Source organism: Streptomyces hypolithicus (assembly GCF_052934925.1).
In genome coordinates, this window is sequence record NZ_CM128811.1 from 3979543 (window position 1) to 3997220 (window position 17678).

General features: G+C 70.1%; 19 protein-coding genes, 1 tRNA gene and 2 pseudogenes. 4 read left to right on the top strand and 18 right to left on the bottom strand.

Translation table 11 applies throughout. The features are described 5' to 3' along the window. Nucleotides 1–239 precede the first annotated feature (239 nt). Nucleotides 240–1292, top strand: coding sequence for a LacI family DNA-binding transcriptional regulator (locus ACU6WZ_RS18860; protein ID WP_447029221.1), 1053 nt, complete (start codon nt 240–242; stop codon nt 1290–1292). Nucleotides 1293–1343: 51 nt separating this feature from the next. Here the strand turns inward: ACU6WZ_RS18860 and ACU6WZ_RS18865 are convergent, their stop codons facing one another. From ACU6WZ_RS18865 to ACU6WZ_RS18885, 5 genes and pseudogenes are all read right to left on the bottom strand, one after another. Next, nucleotides 1344–1808, bottom strand: coding sequence for a hypothetical protein (locus tag ACU6WZ_RS18865; RefSeq protein ID WP_447029222.1), 465 nt, complete (start codon nt 1806–1808; stop codon nt 1344–1346). A gap of 319 nt (nt 1809–2127) precedes the next feature. Continuing rightward, entirely contained in the window at nt 2128–2301 is a 174-nt protein-coding gene (locus tag ACU6WZ_RS18870; protein ID WP_447029223.1) for a hypothetical protein, read from the bottom strand. Beyond that, nucleotides 2298–2510, bottom strand: a complete 213-nt coding sequence (locus ACU6WZ_RS18875; RefSeq protein WP_447029224.1) for a hypothetical protein — start codon at nt 2508–2510, stop codon at nt 2298–2300. Before ACU6WZ_RS18875 ends, ACU6WZ_RS18870 begins: the two co-directional genes overlap by 4 nt. An 86-nt stretch (nt 2511–2596) precedes the next feature. Beyond that, on the bottom strand, nt 2597–3439 hold the full coding sequence (locus tag ACU6WZ_RS18880; RefSeq protein ID WP_447029225.1) for a helix-turn-helix domain-containing protein: 843 nt from the start codon (nt 3437–3439) through the stop codon (nt 2597–2599). Next, nucleotides 3436–4786, bottom strand: a pseudogene (locus ACU6WZ_RS18885) (DUF6879 family protein). The gene ACU6WZ_RS18880 and the pseudogene ACU6WZ_RS18885 overlap by 4 nt, the downstream one beginning before the upstream one ends. Nucleotides 4787–5004: 218 nt before the next feature. Here ACU6WZ_RS18885 and ACU6WZ_RS18890 point away from each other — a divergent pair. After that, entirely contained in the window at nt 5005–5226 is a 222-nt protein-coding gene (locus tag ACU6WZ_RS18890) for a helix-turn-helix domain-containing protein (RefSeq protein ID WP_447029226.1), read from the top strand. Between the two features lie 44 nt (nt 5227–5270). Here the strand turns inward: ACU6WZ_RS18890 and ACU6WZ_RS18895 are convergent, their stop codons facing one another. Both ACU6WZ_RS18895 and ACU6WZ_RS18900 read right to left on the bottom strand, forming a co-directional pair. Further along, the gene (locus ACU6WZ_RS18895; RefSeq protein WP_447029227.1) at nt 5271–6383 is read right to left on the bottom strand and encodes a methyltransferase domain-containing protein; all 1113 of its coding nucleotides are present in this window, start codon (nt 6381–6383) and stop codon (nt 5271–5273) included. Nucleotides 6384–6680: 297 nt separating this feature from the next. Continuing rightward, on the bottom strand, nt 6681–6977 hold the full coding sequence (locus tag ACU6WZ_RS18900) for a hypothetical protein (protein ID WP_447029228.1): 297 nt from the start codon (nt 6975–6977) through the stop codon (nt 6681–6683). A 162-nt stretch (nt 6978–7139) separates the two neighbouring features. On the opposite strand from ACU6WZ_RS18900, the gene ACU6WZ_RS18905 reads away from it, so the two are divergent. Both ACU6WZ_RS18905 and ACU6WZ_RS18910 read left to right on the top strand, forming a co-directional pair. Beyond that, on the top strand, nt 7140–8591 hold the full coding sequence (locus ACU6WZ_RS18905; protein WP_447029229.1) for an NsdA family TPR-like regulatory protein: 1452 nt from the start codon (nt 7140–7142) through the stop codon (nt 8589–8591). A 9-nt stretch (nt 8592–8600) separates the two neighbouring features. Then, nucleotides 8601–9086, top strand: a complete 486-nt coding sequence (locus ACU6WZ_RS18910; protein WP_447029230.1) for a hypothetical protein — start codon at nt 8601–8603, stop codon at nt 9084–9086. Nucleotides 9087–9142: 56 nt separating this feature from the next. Here the strand turns inward: ACU6WZ_RS18910 and ACU6WZ_RS18915 are convergent, their stop codons facing one another. The 11 genes and pseudogenes from ACU6WZ_RS18915 to ACU6WZ_RS18965 all read right to left on the bottom strand — a co-directional run bounded on the left by ACU6WZ_RS18915 (nt 9143) and on the right by ACU6WZ_RS18965 (nt 17245). Continuing rightward, nucleotides 9143–10150, bottom strand: a complete 1008-nt coding sequence (locus ACU6WZ_RS18915) for a hypothetical protein (RefSeq protein ID WP_447029231.1) — start codon at nt 10148–10150, stop codon at nt 9143–9145. Nucleotides 10151–10160: 10 nt separating this feature from the next. Beyond that, nucleotides 10161–10973 carry a collagen-like domain-containing protein gene (locus tag ACU6WZ_RS18920; RefSeq protein ID WP_447029232.1) on the bottom strand — a complete coding sequence of 271 codons (813 nt, stop codon included), beginning with the start codon at nt 10971–10973 and terminating at the stop codon, nt 10161–10163. Next, nucleotides 10970–11281, bottom strand: a complete 312-nt coding sequence (locus tag ACU6WZ_RS18925) for a hypothetical protein (RefSeq protein WP_447029233.1) — start codon at nt 11279–11281, stop codon at nt 10970–10972. The genes ACU6WZ_RS18920 and ACU6WZ_RS18925 overlap by 4 nt, the downstream gene beginning before the upstream one ends. Before the next feature lie 26 nt (nt 11282–11307). Then, the gene (locus ACU6WZ_RS18930) at nt 11308–11532 is read right to left on the bottom strand and encodes a holin (protein ID WP_447029234.1); all 225 of its coding nucleotides are present in this window, start codon (nt 11530–11532) and stop codon (nt 11308–11310) included. 22 nt (nt 11533–11554) lie between these two features. Next, nucleotides 11555–12379, bottom strand: a complete 825-nt coding sequence (locus ACU6WZ_RS18935) for an N-acetylmuramoyl-L-alanine amidase (RefSeq protein WP_447029235.1) — start codon at nt 12377–12379, stop codon at nt 11555–11557. A gap of 64 nt (nt 12380–12443) precedes the next feature. Continuing rightward, entirely contained in the window at nt 12444–12818 is a 375-nt protein-coding gene (locus ACU6WZ_RS18940; protein WP_447029236.1) for a hypothetical protein, read from the bottom strand. A gap of 43 nt (nt 12819–12861) precedes the next feature. Then, nucleotides 12862–14091, bottom strand: coding sequence for a poly-gamma-glutamate hydrolase family protein (locus tag ACU6WZ_RS18945; protein WP_447029237.1), 1230 nt, complete (start codon nt 14089–14091; stop codon nt 12862–12864). Nucleotides 14092–14094: 3 nt separating this feature from the next. Beyond that, nucleotides 14095–14607: a hypothetical protein gene (locus ACU6WZ_RS18950; protein WP_447029238.1), complete on the bottom strand. Its 513-nt coding sequence runs from the start codon at nt 14605–14607 to the stop codon at nt 14095–14097. Nucleotides 14608–15221: 614 nt separating this feature from the next. Next, a tRNA-His gene (locus tag ACU6WZ_RS18955) sits at nt 15222–15294 on the bottom strand. Nucleotides 15295–15406: 112 nt separating this feature from the next. Beyond that, on the bottom strand, nt 15407–16009 hold the full coding sequence (orn, locus tag ACU6WZ_RS18960) for an oligoribonuclease (RefSeq protein WP_447029239.1): 603 nt from the start codon (nt 16007–16009) through the stop codon (nt 15407–15409). A gap of 5 nt (nt 16010–16014) precedes the next feature. Continuing rightward, nucleotides 16015–17245 (bottom strand): annotated as a pseudogene (locus ACU6WZ_RS18965) (helix-turn-helix domain-containing protein). Nucleotides 17246–17678 lie beyond the last annotated feature (433 nt).

Genomic DNA, 17678 nt, shown 5'->3' on the forward strand with positions numbered 1-17678 from the left:
GTGCCGACCCCGGCCAACTTGGCTGCTAAGCAGGCAAGTTGATGCTGCGGCCCGGGCGGGGAACGTGCGGGATGTGAACGGAGCAGGTAGTGTGGGAGCGCTCCCATGTGTGATGTGTTGAAGGTTCGCGGCTCCTTGCGGGGGTGTCAAGGCGCCGGACGGCAGGATTTGCGGTCCGGGACCGCTATGAGATATTGCGCAGCGCCGGACGGCGCACGATATGGGGAGGTCGGGGCAGGGTGACTCGTGGAATCAGAGGCCGCAGCGGTGGGCGGCCGACCCTTGAGGAAGTGGCGGCACGGGCGGGCGTCGGCCGGGGCACCGTCTCCCGGGTCGTCAACGGCTCCCCGAAGGTCAGCCGGGAGACCCGCGCAGCCGTCGAGGCAGCAGTCGACGAGCTGGGGTACGTACCCAACCGCGCGGCCCGCGCCCTCGCCGCCAACCGCACCGACGCCATCGCGCTCGTCGTCCCCGAGGTCGAGTCCCGTTTCTTCGCCGAGCCGTACTTCTCCGACATCGTGCGGGGCGTAGGCGCCGCCCTGGACAACACCGAGATGCAACTGCTGCTCACCATCGTCGGCAACGACCGTGAACGCAGCCGCCTCGCCCGCTACCTGGCAGGCAACCGGGTCGACGGCGTGCTGCTGGTCTCCGTACACGCCGACGACCCGCTCCCCGAGCTGCTGGTCCAGCTGGGCATACCCGCCGTGCTCAGCGGCCGCCGCTCCGAGCACGAGCCGCTCGCCTGGGTCGACGCGAACAACGTGGCGGGAGCGCGCGGCGCCGTCTCCCACCTCATAGCGCGGGGCCGGCGCACCATAGGGACGATCACCGGACTCCTCGACGTGTACGGCGCCCAGTGCCGCCTCGACGGCTACCGGAGGGCCCTGGCCGAGGCCGGCCTCGGCGCGGACGAGCTGTTGATCGCCCCCGCCGACTTCACCGAAGAGGGCGGCCGCCTGGCGATGACCGCCCTCCTGGACCGCCGCCCGGACCTGGACGCCGTCTTCGCCGCCTCCGACGTCATGGCGGCGGGCGCCCGCCAGGTCCTGCGCGAGCGGGGCCGCAGCGTCCCCGGCGACGTGGCGCTCGTCGGCTTCGACGACTCGGCGATCGCCCACCGCATGGACCCGCCCCTGACCAGCGTCCACTGGCCCATCGAGGAGATGGGCCGGGAGATGACCCGGGTGCTGCTCGCGGAGATCGCCGCCGCCGGCTCCACGACCTCCCGGGCCCTCGCCCCCCGCCAGATCGTGCTCCCCACCCGACTGGTGACCCGCGCGTCGTCATGAGCGGGTACGGAGGAGCCCTGGCCGGTTCTCCTTGGGTTCCAGTGGTCCTCGTCAGGCAGTGACGAGCGCGCCGGCACGAGCGGGCAGCACGCTGCGGGCCTGACTCATCAGATGCTCGTCCGCCGTTTTGTGGTCAGCGCTGGTCAGCGTGAAGTGGCCGACTCTCAGACTCCGGTGCCCGTACACGGCGGACTCCAGCTCGCTGGTCTCCTCCAGCTCCAGCGACCACGGGGTGCCGCGCAGGTCCAGGGTCCGCGGCTTGGGCACCACACGGGAACTCCAGCCCGTGCACATGGCCCATTCGGTGTGCGCCCGGCGGGCGTGGTCGGCGGCGTGACGGGCGGCCACGTCCATCACGTGCACGTCCGGTACGTCTGCGATGGGGATACAGCCGATGATCGCGGTGTCCCCGAAGTGCCCGCTCGTCGTGTAGGCGACGACGCCCCAGGTGTCCGGCCAGATGTGCAGCAGCGGGAACACGCTCACGCGGCCGGCGCCCGTCACGGTCTTTGCCATCGCTCTCTCCTTCGCGAGAGGCGGCCCGGCCCGAAGTCTCCCAGCGCGGGGCCGCCTTCACTGCTGTTTGCTACGCGGTGGTGTAGCAGCCGTTGTCACCGCAGCCCGACGACGGGTTACCTTCCTGGCCGTCCGAGCCCTCACCGGTCCCTCTTTCAGGGCGTCGCCTGCGGGCGCCTGTGGCATGTGCACGCGCAGCGGAGTCGGAATGCGATCTGCCCGCCCGCCTTGATGTCCTCGTTGCCGTGGCACATCTTGTGTTCACCGATCCGGCAGACCCCGGTCGTGTAGGCGGCGCTGTCCAGCTTGCTGGAGGCGGTCACCGCTTCTCGCCCACATCGCGGGACCAGGAGGCGCCCGGGTACTCGTGGAAGTGGTCACCGTCGTGCTGGGGGTCCTGGATGGTGCAGCAGCGGACCGGGGTATCGGGCTTCGGCTCCCAGCAGATGGAGAGCCCGGCGGGGCGTACGGCTTCTGCCGTCGCGCGGCTCATGACGCGCGCACCGGAGTAGCGGGCTGTTCGACGGCGGTGAGGCCGCGCTGCTCGCGGCACGGCGCGCAGGCGTACAGAGCGAAGGGCGAGCCGGACGGGCGGTCGACGGACTGGACGTGCTTGGCCGTGCCGGACGGTCCCTTGTGCCAGTCGCACCAGTCGGACGGTCCCGCATCGGATGCCCCCGAGGGGCGGGTTGCTGGGTCCATGCCCGGACCGTACGGAGCGCTGCAGCGCAATTGCAGGCCGATTGTGCGGGATTGCGTGCGCCCACCGCCCGGTTGGCGCGGGTTGCTTACGTGACGTCGAGCGAGGCCCGCGCCCGGCCGATCAGACGATGCGCCTGCGCCCCGTACACCGCAGCCTCGGCGAGCCAGTCCCATGCCCGCTCGTACAGCCGGATCGAGTCCTCGTCGTCGAGCCACATCTCCGTGTTGATCGTCTCGACGATGACCAGCCGCTGATCGTAGATCCAGAAACCGTGAGCGGGCGTACGGCGAAGCTGCGCACCGAGGGGCACGATGCCGAGCTCCACCGTGTCGAGGCCGATCAGGCTCACCAGGCGGTCAAGCTGGGCCGCGTGCACCCCCGGTGGGCAGGTCCGCACGTACAGGGCGCCCTCCCATATCAGGAACCGGAACCGTCGGCCGCGCTCATACAGCGCCTCCTGACGGCGGATGCGGGTCCGCACCGCGTCCTCGACGTCGTTCGTGAGCTGCCGGAATTCGGCGTTCGCCTCGAAGGTGTGCCGGGCGTACTCGGCCGTCTGGAACAGGCCCGGGATGCGCGCGACCTCGACGCCCCGGATCGTCTGCGTCGCCTTGGTCTCCGCGATCGCGAGCTCTTGCCGCGCCCGGTGCCCCCCAGCCAACTGCCGTCGCCACGAACGGTACTTCGTTTCCATCCCCGACAGGCGGCCCTTCAGCTCCCCCGCGAGGTCCGGCCGGCCAACCGCGGCAGCCCAGTCAGTCAGATCATCCGCAGTAGCCGTCTGCTTGCCGGTCTCCAGGCGTGACACCTTGGAGCGCTGCCAGTCCAGTACGGCAGCGATGCCCTTGCCATCGAGGCCTGCTTCGGCGCGCAGCTCGCGAAGCCGCGCGCCGAGGGCGACACGGGCGTTCTGAAAGTCTGTGCTCACATGGTGGAACGTACCTGCGTCTGGAAGTCGGCGGTACGGATCGCGTGGTGCCAAGCCGTGTCGCGTGCCTGACATGCGGCGAGGACTTCAGCGGGGTCTTCGCTGACGATGACGCCGAGAGTGGTGTCTTCCTCGTCGAAGACGAACCGCACCAGGATGCGGGAGTCGAACAGCCAGAAGTCGAAGTCCGGTAGGCCGTATCGTTCGGCGTTCGCCCGTGTGAGGTTGCGGATGTCCTCGCCCGCTTCGACGTTGCCGAGCCCGCTGGCGAGGAGGAACCGTTGCCCCTCGGTGGGCGGGTCGTCGACCAGGCGGACGCGTTCGAAGCGCTTCCCTTGCGCATGCTGCTCGCGGACGTTGGTTGTCGTCGAACGGCTCAGCGGTGATGTCTTCTCCTGCCTGCCAGCGTTGCCGTTTGGGGCTGGTGCGGTCGGAGGCATAGGAGCGACGGGTCTCCAGTCGCCACGCGGTGTGCGAGAAGTCGCGGAACAGGTGGGCTACTTCGGCGAACCGGACCATGTCGGCGGGCTCGCTGCGTGGGGCGAAGCGGGTGAGCAGGTCGCGTGGCACGATGACGAAGGTCTCGGAGTTCTTGACGTCGCGAAGCTTGGCCAGGTGTTCGGGGTCGGTCACGCGCTCGCCTTGGACGAGGATGTCCCTGGTGGCCTCTACTTCGTACAGGGTCGGGCAGTCTCCGTCGTCGCTGGTGGTGCCGATGAACCTGAGCGTCATGTGGCCCTCCGGGGTGGCTGGTTGGGGAACCAGGATGCGACGGAATAGCGGGATGCTGCCTGCGGATTGCGGCAGATTGCCCGCGCAGGGGCTGGGTGGCGGGCACGAAAGACGCCCCCTGCCCTCCCCGAAGGAAGAACAGGGGGCGTTGCTGCTCATGCGAATCGTGTGCAGGCGACTGCGAGCTGTCCGGAGTCGGGAGGGCTCGGAATGCCCCCTCGCGCGGCACGCCAGGGCGTCAGGGGCATCCCTGGGGCTGCAGGCTGTAGTCGTCCGGGCACCGACGAGCCGGTCCGCGAGGTCCCGCGCGCCGGGGTCGGTGATCTCCACGATACGACTGGCGTGGGGGCTGTGTTCCCGTCGTGTTCCCAAGTTCGGGACGCGAAGAAGCTCTGACCTGTTTTCGCAGGTCAGGGCTTGATCGTTCAGGGTGAGTGACGGGACTTGAACCTGATATTTGACCCTGCTGTGACCTGCGGTGATGCTGAAAAACGGGCGATAGGCGCCCTTTTCGGTGACGCTCGGGGAGGGTGAACAGGCGTCGGTTTGGCCATGGCCAAACCCTCTCCCGCGATCACTCCTGGGGGGCGCCCGGGTGAGTGCAAAGCGCCCCATCCGCAGCGCACGGGCAATGGCACGGGAACATGGCTAGGCCCCCGACCGCAAGGGCCGGGGGCCTAGCGGCCACTCCGCCGCAGCCTGGGGGAGTGCGGGGAGGGCCGACTGGGGGACTGGGTGGATACCCGACGTGAGTCAAGATCAAATAATGTAGGGCTGACCCTACATATTTTCGATCATGAACCCGTGAGCGTTGACAGGTGCCACGCTCCGATATGCTGCCCGCCTGGGTGCTCACCCGCCGCCGGGCCATCGGGGACCAGATCCGCGCAGCGCGACTCCACGCAAACCTGACGCAAGAGGCCGTAGCCGCGCAGGCCGGCATGGACCGGGCGACGTACAACCGCATCGAACAGGGCCACGCATCCGTGCTGCTCGACTCGCTGCTCCTCATCGCCGACGCGATCGGGGTACCCCTCGCCGACCTAGTACGGTGAGCCCCGGCCGGCCACTGCGGAGGAACGCCAGCCGGGGCGGTCTTTCAAGCGGTAACGCGCTCTGGGGCAGCCTCGATGATCCGCTCCGGGCGATGGAGCCACACCCGTTGGCCCCGGGCAGTCACCGTCAGCCCGAGGTCGCTCGACTTGGGACAGCCGAGCGCGACGTACTCCTGGTGCACCCGCTGGACCTCCTGCCACAGGTCGCGCGAACCGTACTCCCACGCGTCCTCGCCTGTGGCGGCCGTGGCTGCCGATCCGTCTTGGTCCTGCAACCACACCTGCACACGATCGCTCCCCGCGTGCCACATGCGGACACCAGGCAGGCGCGTGCCCGCGTACAGCGCGAACCCGAGCGTCAGCAGCTCGGACGGATCGAGGTCCGAGGCGGTCTGCCGGGCGGTCGAACCGTCCACCGCCGCGCCGGCCGGTGGACGGTGTGAGCGCATCGGCATGTACGACGCACCACCCTGGAACCGGCCCGCGGCTGAGCCCTGGCCGTCGGCGGTGAGCTGAACCACCGCACCGCTCCAAAAGTCCCGGACCGCGGGCGCGACGATGACACCGTCCGGGCGCAGTTGCTGTACCAACTGGTGCGGAATCTGCCTCAGCGCGCACGTGGCGATGATTCGGTCGAACGGTGCCTCGGTCGGCCAGCCCCATTCGCCGTCCGCACATGCGAGGTTCGGCTGATGCCCGGCGGCACGCAGGGCATCAGCAGCGTGGTGCGCGAGACCGTCGTCGATCTCCACGCTGTAGACGTAGGGATCCCCGAGTCGTCGGGAGAGGAGCGCGGCAACGTACCCGGACGCCGTCCCGATCTCCAGCACGCGGTGGCCGTCCTCGACGAGCAGCAGCCGCAACATGCGCGCGACCATTGAGGGCTGACTGTTGGACGACGTTGCGATGCCAGGGCCGCCCGGTCGTCCGTCGTCGAGCTGGATGACGACCGGTTCGTCCGAGTGAATCAGGGCGAGGCGCTCAGCGTCTGTGGTGAGCGGCTCACAGTCCGCGGGGCCTTGGCGCCACGCCTGCTGGGGGATGAACGGTTCGCGGGGTACTGCGTGCCAGACTGCGCGCCATGTCTCGTCGAGCAGGCCGCGCTCGTAGAGGGTCTCTACGAGCGCGGCGTGCCCGCCCTGGTGGGCGGTCGTCACATCAGCTCCCGGGGGTGTACTTGCCAGGGCCGCTGCCATCGGGGGACGGCGGCGACGGTGGCGGCGTCCACGGCTTATCGGACGGGGCGCCGCCGTGCTTTCCGGAATCAGTCATGCGTGGCTGCTCGCTCATGATGCTCCTTGGTGTCGGTTGTTTCGGTCGGGCCGGTGGCCGGCGTCCGAGGTCGTTCTCGGTGATGGGGTCGCCGCGCCAGAGCAGGGTGACCCCGTGCTCGTCGCAGTGGGCGCGGTCGTCGTCCTCGACAGGGAACGCGTGGTTGCCCATGGGGCACTGTGTCATCGCTGTGCCTCGCGTTCTGCTTGCCGCAGCCGGTCCCCGGTCGGGCACCCGTCGAGGCAGCGGGGGCATCCGGCGGTGTGTGCCAGCAGTGCCCGGTACGCGCCGCAGCGGGACACGCAGGCGCGCGGGTACCAGTGGGTGGCGTGGTCGAGGATGCGGAGCGGTTGCGGGCCGAGGTCGAGGGCCGTGCGCGGAGTCAGGGTGATGCCGCACCAGACGCAGTCCATGCCCCGCTGCTGGCGCTGGGACAGCGTCTCTACGGGCGGTAACGCTGCCGCTGCTGCTGTTCTCACGGTGGGTCATCCCCCGTCGTAGCCGGTTGCCGTTGCCCATAGTGTCGTCCGGGACACGCAACTGCGGGATGACCAGCGGGGGTTACCGAGCCGGTAATACACTCGTTTCTGCTCCAGTAAGGCGCCCACGCGTGCATAGGATCGCTCCGGAAGTCGGCCCCCATGGATGCCATCACCCCCGGCCCGCTCGCCTCCGACGTACTCGACAGAGCAGACGTACGGGCAGCACTCATTGAGCACGACTTCGCCGCCGCTTTCGCCCTGATCAAAAAGTGGGGCGGGCTCTCCCAGAACCGCATCGCGTCCGCCTGCCAGCTCACCCCCGGCAAGGTGTCCACGATCATCAGCGGCAGCCAGCGCGTCACCAGCTTCGACGTGGTGCGTCGGATCGCCGACGGCCTCCGCATCCCGGGCGGCCTGCTCGGGCTCGCTCCGCGCCCCTGGGAGCATCAACAGCAGACACAGCACCCGCCAGAGTCGCCGGGCGCTCGCCCAGCAGCCAGCGAGGTCCCGTGGCGACCGGATGCCACCACCGACCTGGCCGCAGACCTGACGAGGAGCGATCTCGTGATGGACCGCCGCGCGATCACACGCGCCCTGGCCGGAGCGGCAGTGACCGGCGCCGCGCTACTCGACTCCCTGGAGGGCTGGCTCCAGCCGGCTGCCGGGCTGCCCGCTCCCGCGCGCCGTGGTCGTCTCGGACTCCGCGAGATAGACGAACTGGAGACGACCGCCCGCGCGTTCCGCCAGTGGGACCACCAGTACGGCGGCGGACTCCGCCGCAAAGCGGTGCTCGGACAGCTCGCCGAAGTGGCTGGCGCGCTCGACGACCACCAGGCACCCGAGATCGAGACGCGCCTCTACCGGATCATGGGGCAGCTCGCCGGGACCGCGGCGACCATGGCGTGGGACTCGGGCCTGCACCGTCGGGCACAGGAGTACTACCGGCTCGCCCTGCGGTCCGCGCATGCGGGCGGAGACCAGGTGCTCGGCGCCAACGTCCTCGCCGGGATGGCCCGGCAGATGCTCTACCGCGACCGCCCCGATGACGCGCTTCAGCTCATCCAGCTCGCCCAGGAAGGCGCCCGCGACTCGATCGGCCCCCGCGTCCGGGCCATGCTCCACACCCGTGAGGCGTGGGCGTACGCCGCGCAGGGGCGCACCGCCGGATTCAAGCGGGCCACCATGAAGGCGGCCGAAGCCCTCGCTGACGCGGGTCCTGCCGAGGCCGAGCCGTACTGGATCGCCTATTTCGACGAGGCCGAGCTGGCCGGGGTCACTGGCGGTCGGCTCCTCGACCTCGCCCGGCAGAACCCCCGGCAGCATGCGGACCAGGCCGCCGCTGAGATCCGAGCGGCGCTTTCCTCGCGCGGCGCAGAGGCTGGCCGCTCCCACGCGCTCGACCGGATCGGCCTCGCCGAGTGCCACTTCCTCGTCGGCGATGTCAGCGGAGGAGCGGAGGAGACGCACCGTGCGGTCGCTGCCGCGCGGTGCACCCAGTCGGGTCGGGTCCGGGCGCAGCTTGGGCACCTTTACCCGTACACCGTGGGGCACCAGGTGTCGCGCCCTGTCTGGGAAGCGCGAGATAGTATCCGCGACTTGCTGTCGAGCTGAGGAGGGCGCATGGCGGCGCTCGCTGTGACCGGGCACATGGATCTGACCGGAGAGAGCGTCCCCCTCGTGCGGGCGGCGCTGCGGGGCCTGCTGGCTGCGTACGGTGCGGATCTGACTGGAGTGTCGTGCATCGCTGCGGGGGCCGACTCCCTGTTCGCGGAGGAAGTCGTCGCGCTCGGTGGGCGCCTGGTGGTGGTGATCCCCTCGCAGGACTACCGGGCCGCGAAGGTGAAACCGGGGCACGCGCCGGTCTTCGACCACCTCGTCGAGGCGGCCGTTGAGGTGGTGACGCTGCCGTACGAGACAGCGAACCGGGCGGCGTACGAGGCTGCGAACGCCGAGCTGCTGACGCGCGCCGATCGGCTGGTCGCGGTGTGGGACGGGACTCCGCCCTCGGGGAAGGGCGGGGGCACAGCCGACACTGTCGAGGGGGCCCGTGCCGCCGGGCTGCCGGTGGATGTGGTGTGGCCGGATGGGGCAGCACGCCGAGCGTGACCCCGGACGCAAAGAAGCCCCCTGCCTGGCCCGGAGGCCAGACAGGGGGACTGTGGTCACGCCGTGGTGCTGTCGGTAATCAGGCCCAGGGCGGCCAGCGCCGTGATCAGCGAACCGAGGGCCGCATTCCCGCCCTTGCTCCCGGTGACGGTGGGCTTAGTGACAGCCGTCGCTCCGTTGAAGCCGACCTTGGTGCCGAGGTGCTTGAGGTCTCCACCGACGACGAACGCCCCTTCGGTGCGGAGCGAGTTGACGCCGTCGCGGTACAGGAGCGTGTCCCTGGCCGCCGTTCCGGGGCCGACTGCGAGCCTTCCGTCGGCGGTCATCCGCCATCGGTCGAAGGCGTCGCCCGTGACGCCGCCGCCCACTGCGGCCGTGGTCGAGGTGGCCACGTTCACCGTGAGTGTGCCGGATACCGTCCCGCCGGCCTGGAGGAGGTACCGGACATCGGCGAGGGCTTGGGTAAGCGCTCCGATGTCCGCCGGGGTGAGGGCGTCGCCACCGCCGGTGGCGTGCGACGTCTTGTGCGCGGTCGGGGTGCGGGCATTGGTGGTGGTGGGGTCGTCGGAGCGGAGCGCGACCGTGGAGCCCGCCCCGGCCGCGCCGAGGGGCGGCTGAGGTCCCGTGGCCCCGGTTGGCCCCGTCGCTCCGGTTGGGCCGGTGCCCCCCGTGGCGCCTGCCGGACCAGCGGGGCCCGGCGGACCGGGCACGAGGACGTAGTCGCCCTCGTCGGCTCCTGCCTGGATGAGTGCGGACAGGTCGACCGTACCGAGCGACGCCGGGAGCGAGATGTGCCAGCCGGTGCTTCCCGACCCGACGTGGTACGTCCACCCTGTCGGAGTGCAGCCGGTCGCGTTCGTCGCGAGGAGCGTGACAGTCCACTGACCGTCGGCATCGGGGATGACGACGACTGGCTCGTCATTTCTGACGATGACGCCGTGCGTGGCAGAGACCACGCGCGCCGGGGCGGGGCGAATCCGGACCGGCAGCAGCACCCCGTCGCCATCCGCGAGGGTCTGATGACCAGTGAGGGTGACCGTCTGGACACCAGGAGGGAACGGCATGGGGGTGCTCCTACAGTCGTCGTCTGTCGGCAGGCAGACCGAACGCGGTCGGCGGTGCGGGGTCAGGCTCGTCCGGCGGTGGGGCTCCGTCGCGGCGGCACACCAGCGCGTCGGGGTCGTCGGGCGGGGGCTGGAGGCTGTACCCGTCGGGGCAGGTCTGACCGTCGCGGCCGCGTTCGCCCTGCTCGCCCTTTTCGCCCTGCGCTCCTCTGTCGCCAGCCGGTCCCCGCGGTCCCTCTGGTCCGGCCGGTCCTTCTGGTCCAGCGGGTCCCTCCGGTCCGGCTGGTCCGGCGTCACCGGGCGTGCCTGGTGCCCCGTCGCCGCCCGGCTTGCCAGGTACGCCATCACCGCCCGGCGACCCGTCCGGCCCCTCCGCCCCGTCCGAGCCGTCCGAGCCGTCCGAGCCGTCACGACCAGGCTTACCAGGCGAGCCCTGATCCCCCTTCGGCCCCGGTATCGGCACCGGAACTTCGACCCGGTCCGTCAAGTCTTCGACCGCGCGCGCCGGATCCGGCACCGCCGGCGTGCCGCCCTTCGCCTGAATCTGCGCCCGCAGGACCCGCACGTCCCCGGCCAAGGTGCTCACCGCGTCGCCGCGCCGGTCCGCCTCCGCCGCGACCCGCTGCGTCCTCCGCGCCTCGGCGTCGCCTCGCCGGTCCGCCTCCGCGGCCACCTGCTCCGTTCGCTGCGCCTCTGCGTCGATCCGTAGCCACACCAGGACCACGGCCCCGGACAGGACTGCGAGGACCGCGGCGATGGCGAGCTGTCGCCAGCTGCGGGCGAGGACGCCCTGTGTGCGGTGGCGCCGGGTGCGGGTCGTCACGGCGTGGGCCCTCCTAGGTCGGCGATCCGTCGGTCTCGCTCGGCGATCTCCGCCTGTAGCGTGGCGATCTGGGTTTGCAGTGCGGCCTTGTCGGCTCGCTCGCCTGCGAGTTCGGCGTAGGCGGCCGTCAATTTTTCGCGTAGGTCGGCGTGTTCCTCTTGCAGTTCGTTGACTAGTCCGCCGTAGCCGGTCATGACGGCGCCTTGGTGGGTGGCGCGGGCGGACCCGCGTTGCCCGATCCATGCGGCGGTGGCCGCTGCGAGCCCGACGACGATGGTTCCGACGGCGCCGAGCGTCGCAGTGTCCACGCGAGTGCCTCCCGGGGTGTGGTCGATCAGACGGAGGACGGCCCGAGGTGCGTGTGCCGCGCCGCCCAGGCCGACACGAACGTGATGGCCGCCGGGATCAGCGAGAGAGCGAACGGCTCCATGGGGTCCGGCAGCGGGTCGACGAGGCCAGCGTCGCCCTGGAGCGCGGTAAGCACGGCCAGCAGGCCAGTGCTGCCGAGGTACGCCGCAACGGTGGCGACGGACACCTTCTTCTCTACGGGTGCAGCCATGGGGGAATCTCCTTCGGTGAGGTCACGCGGTGACGGTGAAGCCGCGCTTCGCGGCCAGCTTCTTGAGGGACTCGGAGCCGGGCAGACCGTCGGCGTCCTTGCCCGTGTAGCCGCAGCGGCGCTGCCACGCGGTGATCGTGGCCGTGCCGTAATGCCCGTCAGCGACCTCGCGGGCGAGGAGGCCCTCAGCGACGAGCGCGGACTCCACCGTCTTCACCCCGTAGTACGAGATCGGCGTACCGCGCCGCGGAGGATCGGCCTTGGCCGCGGCGATGAGCTTGGACAGGTCCACCACGGGCTTCTTGACCCCGGCAGGCGGCGGGGGCGGCGGCCCCGTGGCCCCGGACGGGCGCGGTGCTCCGCGCTTCACCCAGTCGTACAGGACGTCACCCGGGCACGTGGTCGGGTGCCCGTCGCGGTGACCGCCCACCCAGGCGCCGGCCCCGCGCTCGCGCAGGTACTGGCGGGCGTCGTCGAGCCCTTCGAGCATCGCCTCAGGGGGCTCGTCGAGGCCGCCACCCTTCTTCGCGAGGAGTGCGCACACCGCGTAATCCATGCGGTTGAGTTCGCTGGTGCCGTTGGCGCCTGAGCGCTTGTGGGCGCCGCGTCCCTCGTAGACGTGGCCGTGCTCGCAGACGAGGAGGTTGTACGCGATGTCGGCGTAGTTTTCGGCTTTGTTCGCGAGGTGGGAGGCGCGGATGCTGCGCACGTAGTCGTCGCACTGGTCGTGCGGGCGGGATGTGTAGTCGGTGCCGAGGTAGTGGAATTTCACCCCTCGGGCTGACGGCATGGCCGCCGCGGAGGACGTGGTGGGCGCACCCCACTGGGCACGGGAAACGAAGCGCATGAGCCCTCCAGGGCATGAGAAAAGCCCCGGGCCGTCAGGCGCGGGGCAGGCGGGGCGGGGCTGGTCACTCGACGATGAAGCTGATGTGGAGGCGAAGGTTTCGGCTGGTGGCGATGTCTCCGGACGCGGTGCGCAGGGTGCACAGCCCATCGGTGCCGATGACGAATCCGCCATCGACGATCCCGTCGTCCCATGCGCTGCTGATCGTGCCCTGCGTGGGCCTCCACCCGGCGGGCGCCGTACAGATCAGGGTGTCCGCCAGGTTCCCGGAGGTCAGGACGAGGGCCGCCCCGGTGCGCTGCACGTACATGTCGAGGACGATCACGTTGCCGCTGCGCGCCCCCCGGAAATCAGTCACGGAGAATCCTGCAGCAGCGTCGAGGCCGGCAGTGGTGACGGTCGGTGTGTCGGCGAGCAGCCGTCCGGTGGTGATCCGCATACCAGCGAGCCAGGCTGTGATGGCGCACCTCCTCTATCTGGCCCTACAGGGCGACGATGGTGGGCTGGGCCAGGCGCACGTCCGCGCCTGCTGGGTGGGCCTTGACGATCCTGTTGACGGACCGGATGACCTGTATGGTCTGCGGGCTTCCCCGTAGCGTGAAGTCCGCCCACGATGCGACTGCGGGCAGGGTTCCGGTGTAGGCGCTGGACAGGATTGCGCGTGTGCCGACCTGCCCGGCCCCGGTGAGACTGCTGTCGGTCGTCTCTACGTGCCAGGTTGGTGGCTCGGGGGCGGATGCCAGCCATGCTTTCGCCCGTAGGGTGCTGCCGAGAATCTGGAGCCGGATCGCGATACGGGTGTTGATGCCGTGGGTGAGGCCGGTGACGGTGCCGCCTGCGAGGGATGTCTCTGTGCCCGCGAGGCGCTTGCGGACGGTCAAAGACACAGCTTGCGCGGTGGCGAACTCCAGCCGGGCCAGGTAGGCGTTGCTGGTGTCCGTGTACCGGCCGACGAGGCTGAGGAACTGGGAACCGCCGCTGGCCAGAGTGTTGGTGGCTATCGTCGCGCTGATGTCCACATCCCCGGACGGCGCCGGCACAAGCGTGTACCGGGACGCGTTGACTGAGCCCTGGGAGATCAGGCCGCGGCCGAGGTACGCGGCTCGGATCGCGGAGGCGTATCGGTAGAACGCGTCTGTGCGCGCACCGGATTCGCGGACCGCCCGTGTGGTGTCGCCACCGGGAAAGAAGCGGTCGCGCTGGGCTCGCGACAGCTCCAGTTGTACGCCCGCGCCTGTGAGGGTTTCGTTGCAGATGTTCGCGGGGTCGGTGCCCGAGATCTCTGACGGGGCTGTGACCACCTGGAATCCGGCGGCTTGGAGGGCGGTGGTGACGCTGGTGACCAGGGCGGTGTCCAGCCCGCCGATCGCGGTCTCTGCGACCCCGGTGGTGCCGACGTAGCCGTGGAAGGAGAGGCAGCGGCGGACACTGGCGACGAGGGCGACGCCCTGCGGTTCGTCAAAGTTCGTCGACGTGAGGTGCAGATCAGTGTTGCCGCTGGTCTTGAGCCCGGCGAACTCGTAGAACGCCATCGTGCTCCCACCGGCTGAGACTTCGCGTGCCATCTCACCGGAGCCGCTTTCGATGCCTCCGCCGTGAATGGCGATGGCCGCCCAGGTCGCCCCGGTGGGGGTGCTCGCGGTCCGGGAGTAGTCGACACCCTCGGTTTCAGCGGCGGCCAGGGCGGCGTAGTTGGCGTACAGGTCCGGCATCGGTCACCCCCCTTGTACGGAGTAGTCGGCAGCAGATCCGCCGGTGGTCGTCCACGCGTGCCCGGAGGTCGATACGCCCCAGCCGCCGGTGACGGACCGCTCGAAGCGGTCGCCGCGCGCCCCGGTGATGTTCGTGACCGTCATGATCTCCCCGCCCACGCGCACGTCCAGAGGCAGGTCGGTGAGGTCAGCGGTCCACTCAGGCCCGACCGTGGACGCCACCGTCAGGAAGGTCGTGCTGGCCGCGACCGATGCCGTGAGTTCGGACCCGTCAGTGTCCGCGCGCCCAAGGACCGGATCGCCGACAACCCCCACCACCCACGGGATGGCCGGCGAACAGTTGAGGGTGATCTCCCAGGTGCGTACGCCGATTTCCTCGCTGTACCCCTGCACGATCAGATCCAAGGTGTCGGCACCGACCCAGATCGGGGGGTTCAGGATGCGTAGAAGGTCACCCTCGCGCAGCCGCAGCACCGCGTCGATGAGGTGCGGTGCCTTCAGCGCCCCCATCTGCATCGGATCGGATCCGGCATCTTGCGGCCGGTCTCCGTCAGAATCCGGTCTGCCTCAGCAACACACCGCGCCTCGTCCCAGTCCGGGTGCACGGCCTGCACCATCGTCTGCACCGACATGGCCCCGGCCCGGCTGAAGGTCTCCACGGTCGTGGCCAGGGTGAGCGGGGTTCGGTCACCGAGTCTCCGAACTCGACGGCTGGCCGCTGCACTGTGATCTTGGTACCGAAAACGCGCTGGTCGGTGGCGAGGAGCGCGGCCAGGCTGTCGGAGAGGTTCGGTCGCCACCGGAGCACTTTCTTGCCGCGGGTGGTCATCGACTGGCCCTGTTTCGCCGTGGCCTCGGTTGCGGTGATCGGTACGTCGCCGCCGCGCCCGAACGTTGCGGGGCTGTACCCGGCGGAGCGGAGGATCGTGTCGATCCAGTGGTCGGCCGTCTCTTGGTGCTCCTGCACGCGGATCGCGAACTGGACGATCGTCAGCGGGTTCGGGTCACCGGGTCGGGACAGCATTTCGAGGCTGGCGGTTTCTGGGGTGCGGTTTGGCCACGGTTTGGCAATGCCCTGGGACGCGAAGAAGCCCTGACCCGTTTTTACAGGTCAGGGCTTGATCGTTCAGGGTGAGTGACGGGACTTGAACCCGCGGCCACCTGGACCACAACCAGGTGCTCTACCAACTGAGCTACACCCACCGCGGCCGGTCGTTTCCGACCGGCTGAGAAAAAGTGTACAGGGTCCCGGAGGGTGCTCGCGCCCGGTTTGATCCGGGCCTCCGTGACTGCTCAGGGGGTGCTCAGGAGCAGCTCAGCCGGTCGGCTGGACGTGTTTCGCGGCGATCTTCTTCGCCGTGTCGGAGTCCGGTCCCGGCTGCGGCACGAAGACCGCCTCCCGGTAATACCGCAGCTCGGTGATGGAGTCACGGATGTCGGCCAGTGCCCGGTGGTTGCCGTTCTTGTCCGGGCTGTTGAAGTACGCCCGGGGGAACCACCGCCGCGCCAGCTCCTTGACCGACGAGACGTCCACGATCCGGTAATGGAGGTAGGCCTCCAGCGTCGACATGTCACGCAGCAGGAATCCGCGGTCGGTGCCGACCGAGTTTCCGCACAGCGGGGCCCTGCCGGGCTCCTTGACGTGTTCCCGTACGTACGCCATGACCTGCTCCTCGGCGTCGGCCAGCGTCGTGCCGCCGGCCAGTTCGTCGAGGAGACCCGAGGCGGTGTGCATCTGCCGCACCACCTCGGGCATGGTCTCCAGGGCCGCGTCCGGCGGGCGGATCACGATGTCCACCCCTTCGCCGAGCACGTTCAGCTCCGAGTCGGTGACCAGTGCGGCCACCTCGATAAGTGCGTCGTCCGTCAGCGAGAGCCCGGTCATCTCGCAGTCGATCCACACCATACGGTCGTTCATGTGTGTCACCCTACGGGGCGTTCCCGCTGGCCGGGCAGCCTCGGTCGGCCGGGCGTCCAGACGTCGGAGCTCGGCTTGCCCGGATCACGCTCCGCGGACGCGGTCGCACCGGGCCCCGGTGGGCTGCTCGCCGCCGCCGCGCGCCGGGACTGTGCGGGCACCAGGTCCGGCGCCGCGCCCGCCCCGCCGCCCCCGCCGGGCACCGCGTGGATTTCGCTCTGCGGACGCCTGGCCCGGTACGCCGCCCGGTACGCGGCCGGGGACGAGCCGAGCTGGCGCCGGAAATGCCCGCGCAGCGCGACCGGCGAGCGGAAGCCGCAGCGGCCCGCGACCTCGTCGACCGAGTAATCCGACGTCTCCAGCAGCCGCTGCGCCTGGAGCACCCGCTGAGTGATCAGCCACTGCAGGGGAGCGCTCCCGGTGAGCGAGCGGAACCTGCGGTCGAAGGTGCGCCGGCTCATGTAGGCGCGAGCCGCCAGGGTCTCCACGTCGAACTGCTCGTGGAGGTGCTCCAGTGCCCAGGCGACGACCTCGGCCAGCGGGTCGGCGCCGATCTCCTCGGGTAAAGACCGGTCGAGATAGCGCTCCTGCCCGCCGCTGCGGCGCGGTGGCACGACCAGCCTGCGGGCGAGGGCCCCGGCTGCCTCGGCCCCGTGGTCGGTGCGCACGATGTGCAGGCACAGGTCGATTCCGGCCGCGGTGCCCGCCGACGTCAGGACGTCGCCGTCGTCGACGAACAGCTCGCGCGGGTCGACGTGCACCGACGGGTAGCGCTTGGCGAGCGTCGGCGCGTACATCCAGTGAGTGGTGGCCGGCCGGCCGTCGAGCAGCCCGGCGGCGGCCAGCACGAAGGCGCCGGTGCACAGCCCGACGATGCGGGCGCCCTCCTCGTGGGCGCGGCGCAGGGCGTCCAGCGCTTCCGGCGGCGGTGGCGAGGTGATGGACCGCCATGCCGGTACGACGACGGTGCCCGCTCTGCTCATCGCCTCCAGGCCGTAGGGGGGCGGTCAGTTCCAGCCCTCCGGTGGTGCGCAGTGGTCCGTCCTCGCCGGCGCACACCAGCAGCCGGTAACGGGGCACTCCTGCGTCCTGCCGGTCAATGCCGAACACAGAGAGTGGGATGGAGCTTTCGAAGATGGGGCCGCCGCTGAAGAGCAGTACTGCGACGATCTCCCGGCGGCGGCGTCCGGACAGCTTGCGTGCGGTCTCCGGTACGGCAGTGGAGTCCTGGCTCATGACGCTAAGCCCCCCTTGGTGTTCGCGTCCTCTCGGTCCTGCACGTTTCCCCTCGGTCCGACATGATTCCCCCGCCGTATATACCCATGATCGAATCTACTGTGTCCGGTGGCGCCGGCGTGACAACTTCGGCATTCGGCACTATGTCGACAAGGCAACTTGGCGCGAAGCTTTCGATCGCGAAGCGTTCCACGCAAGGGCCTTGCGGGGAAGTGCGCCTTCCGTTCGTGGCCCGTCCCCGTAGGGTGCGGCGCCCGGAAACGGTCCTTTCATGCCTAGGTGTACGGGGGTTGCGGGGCCGTTCCGCCAACGGTTGCGGAGTGGCGTGAAGTTGGCTGAAAATATACGGGTGCGGGTGTGCGAGGTGTCCACTCCTCGGTCGCTTCCCGGGTGTGCGGCGCCCGCCCAGCGCCGGCGCCGGGCGGGATCTCCC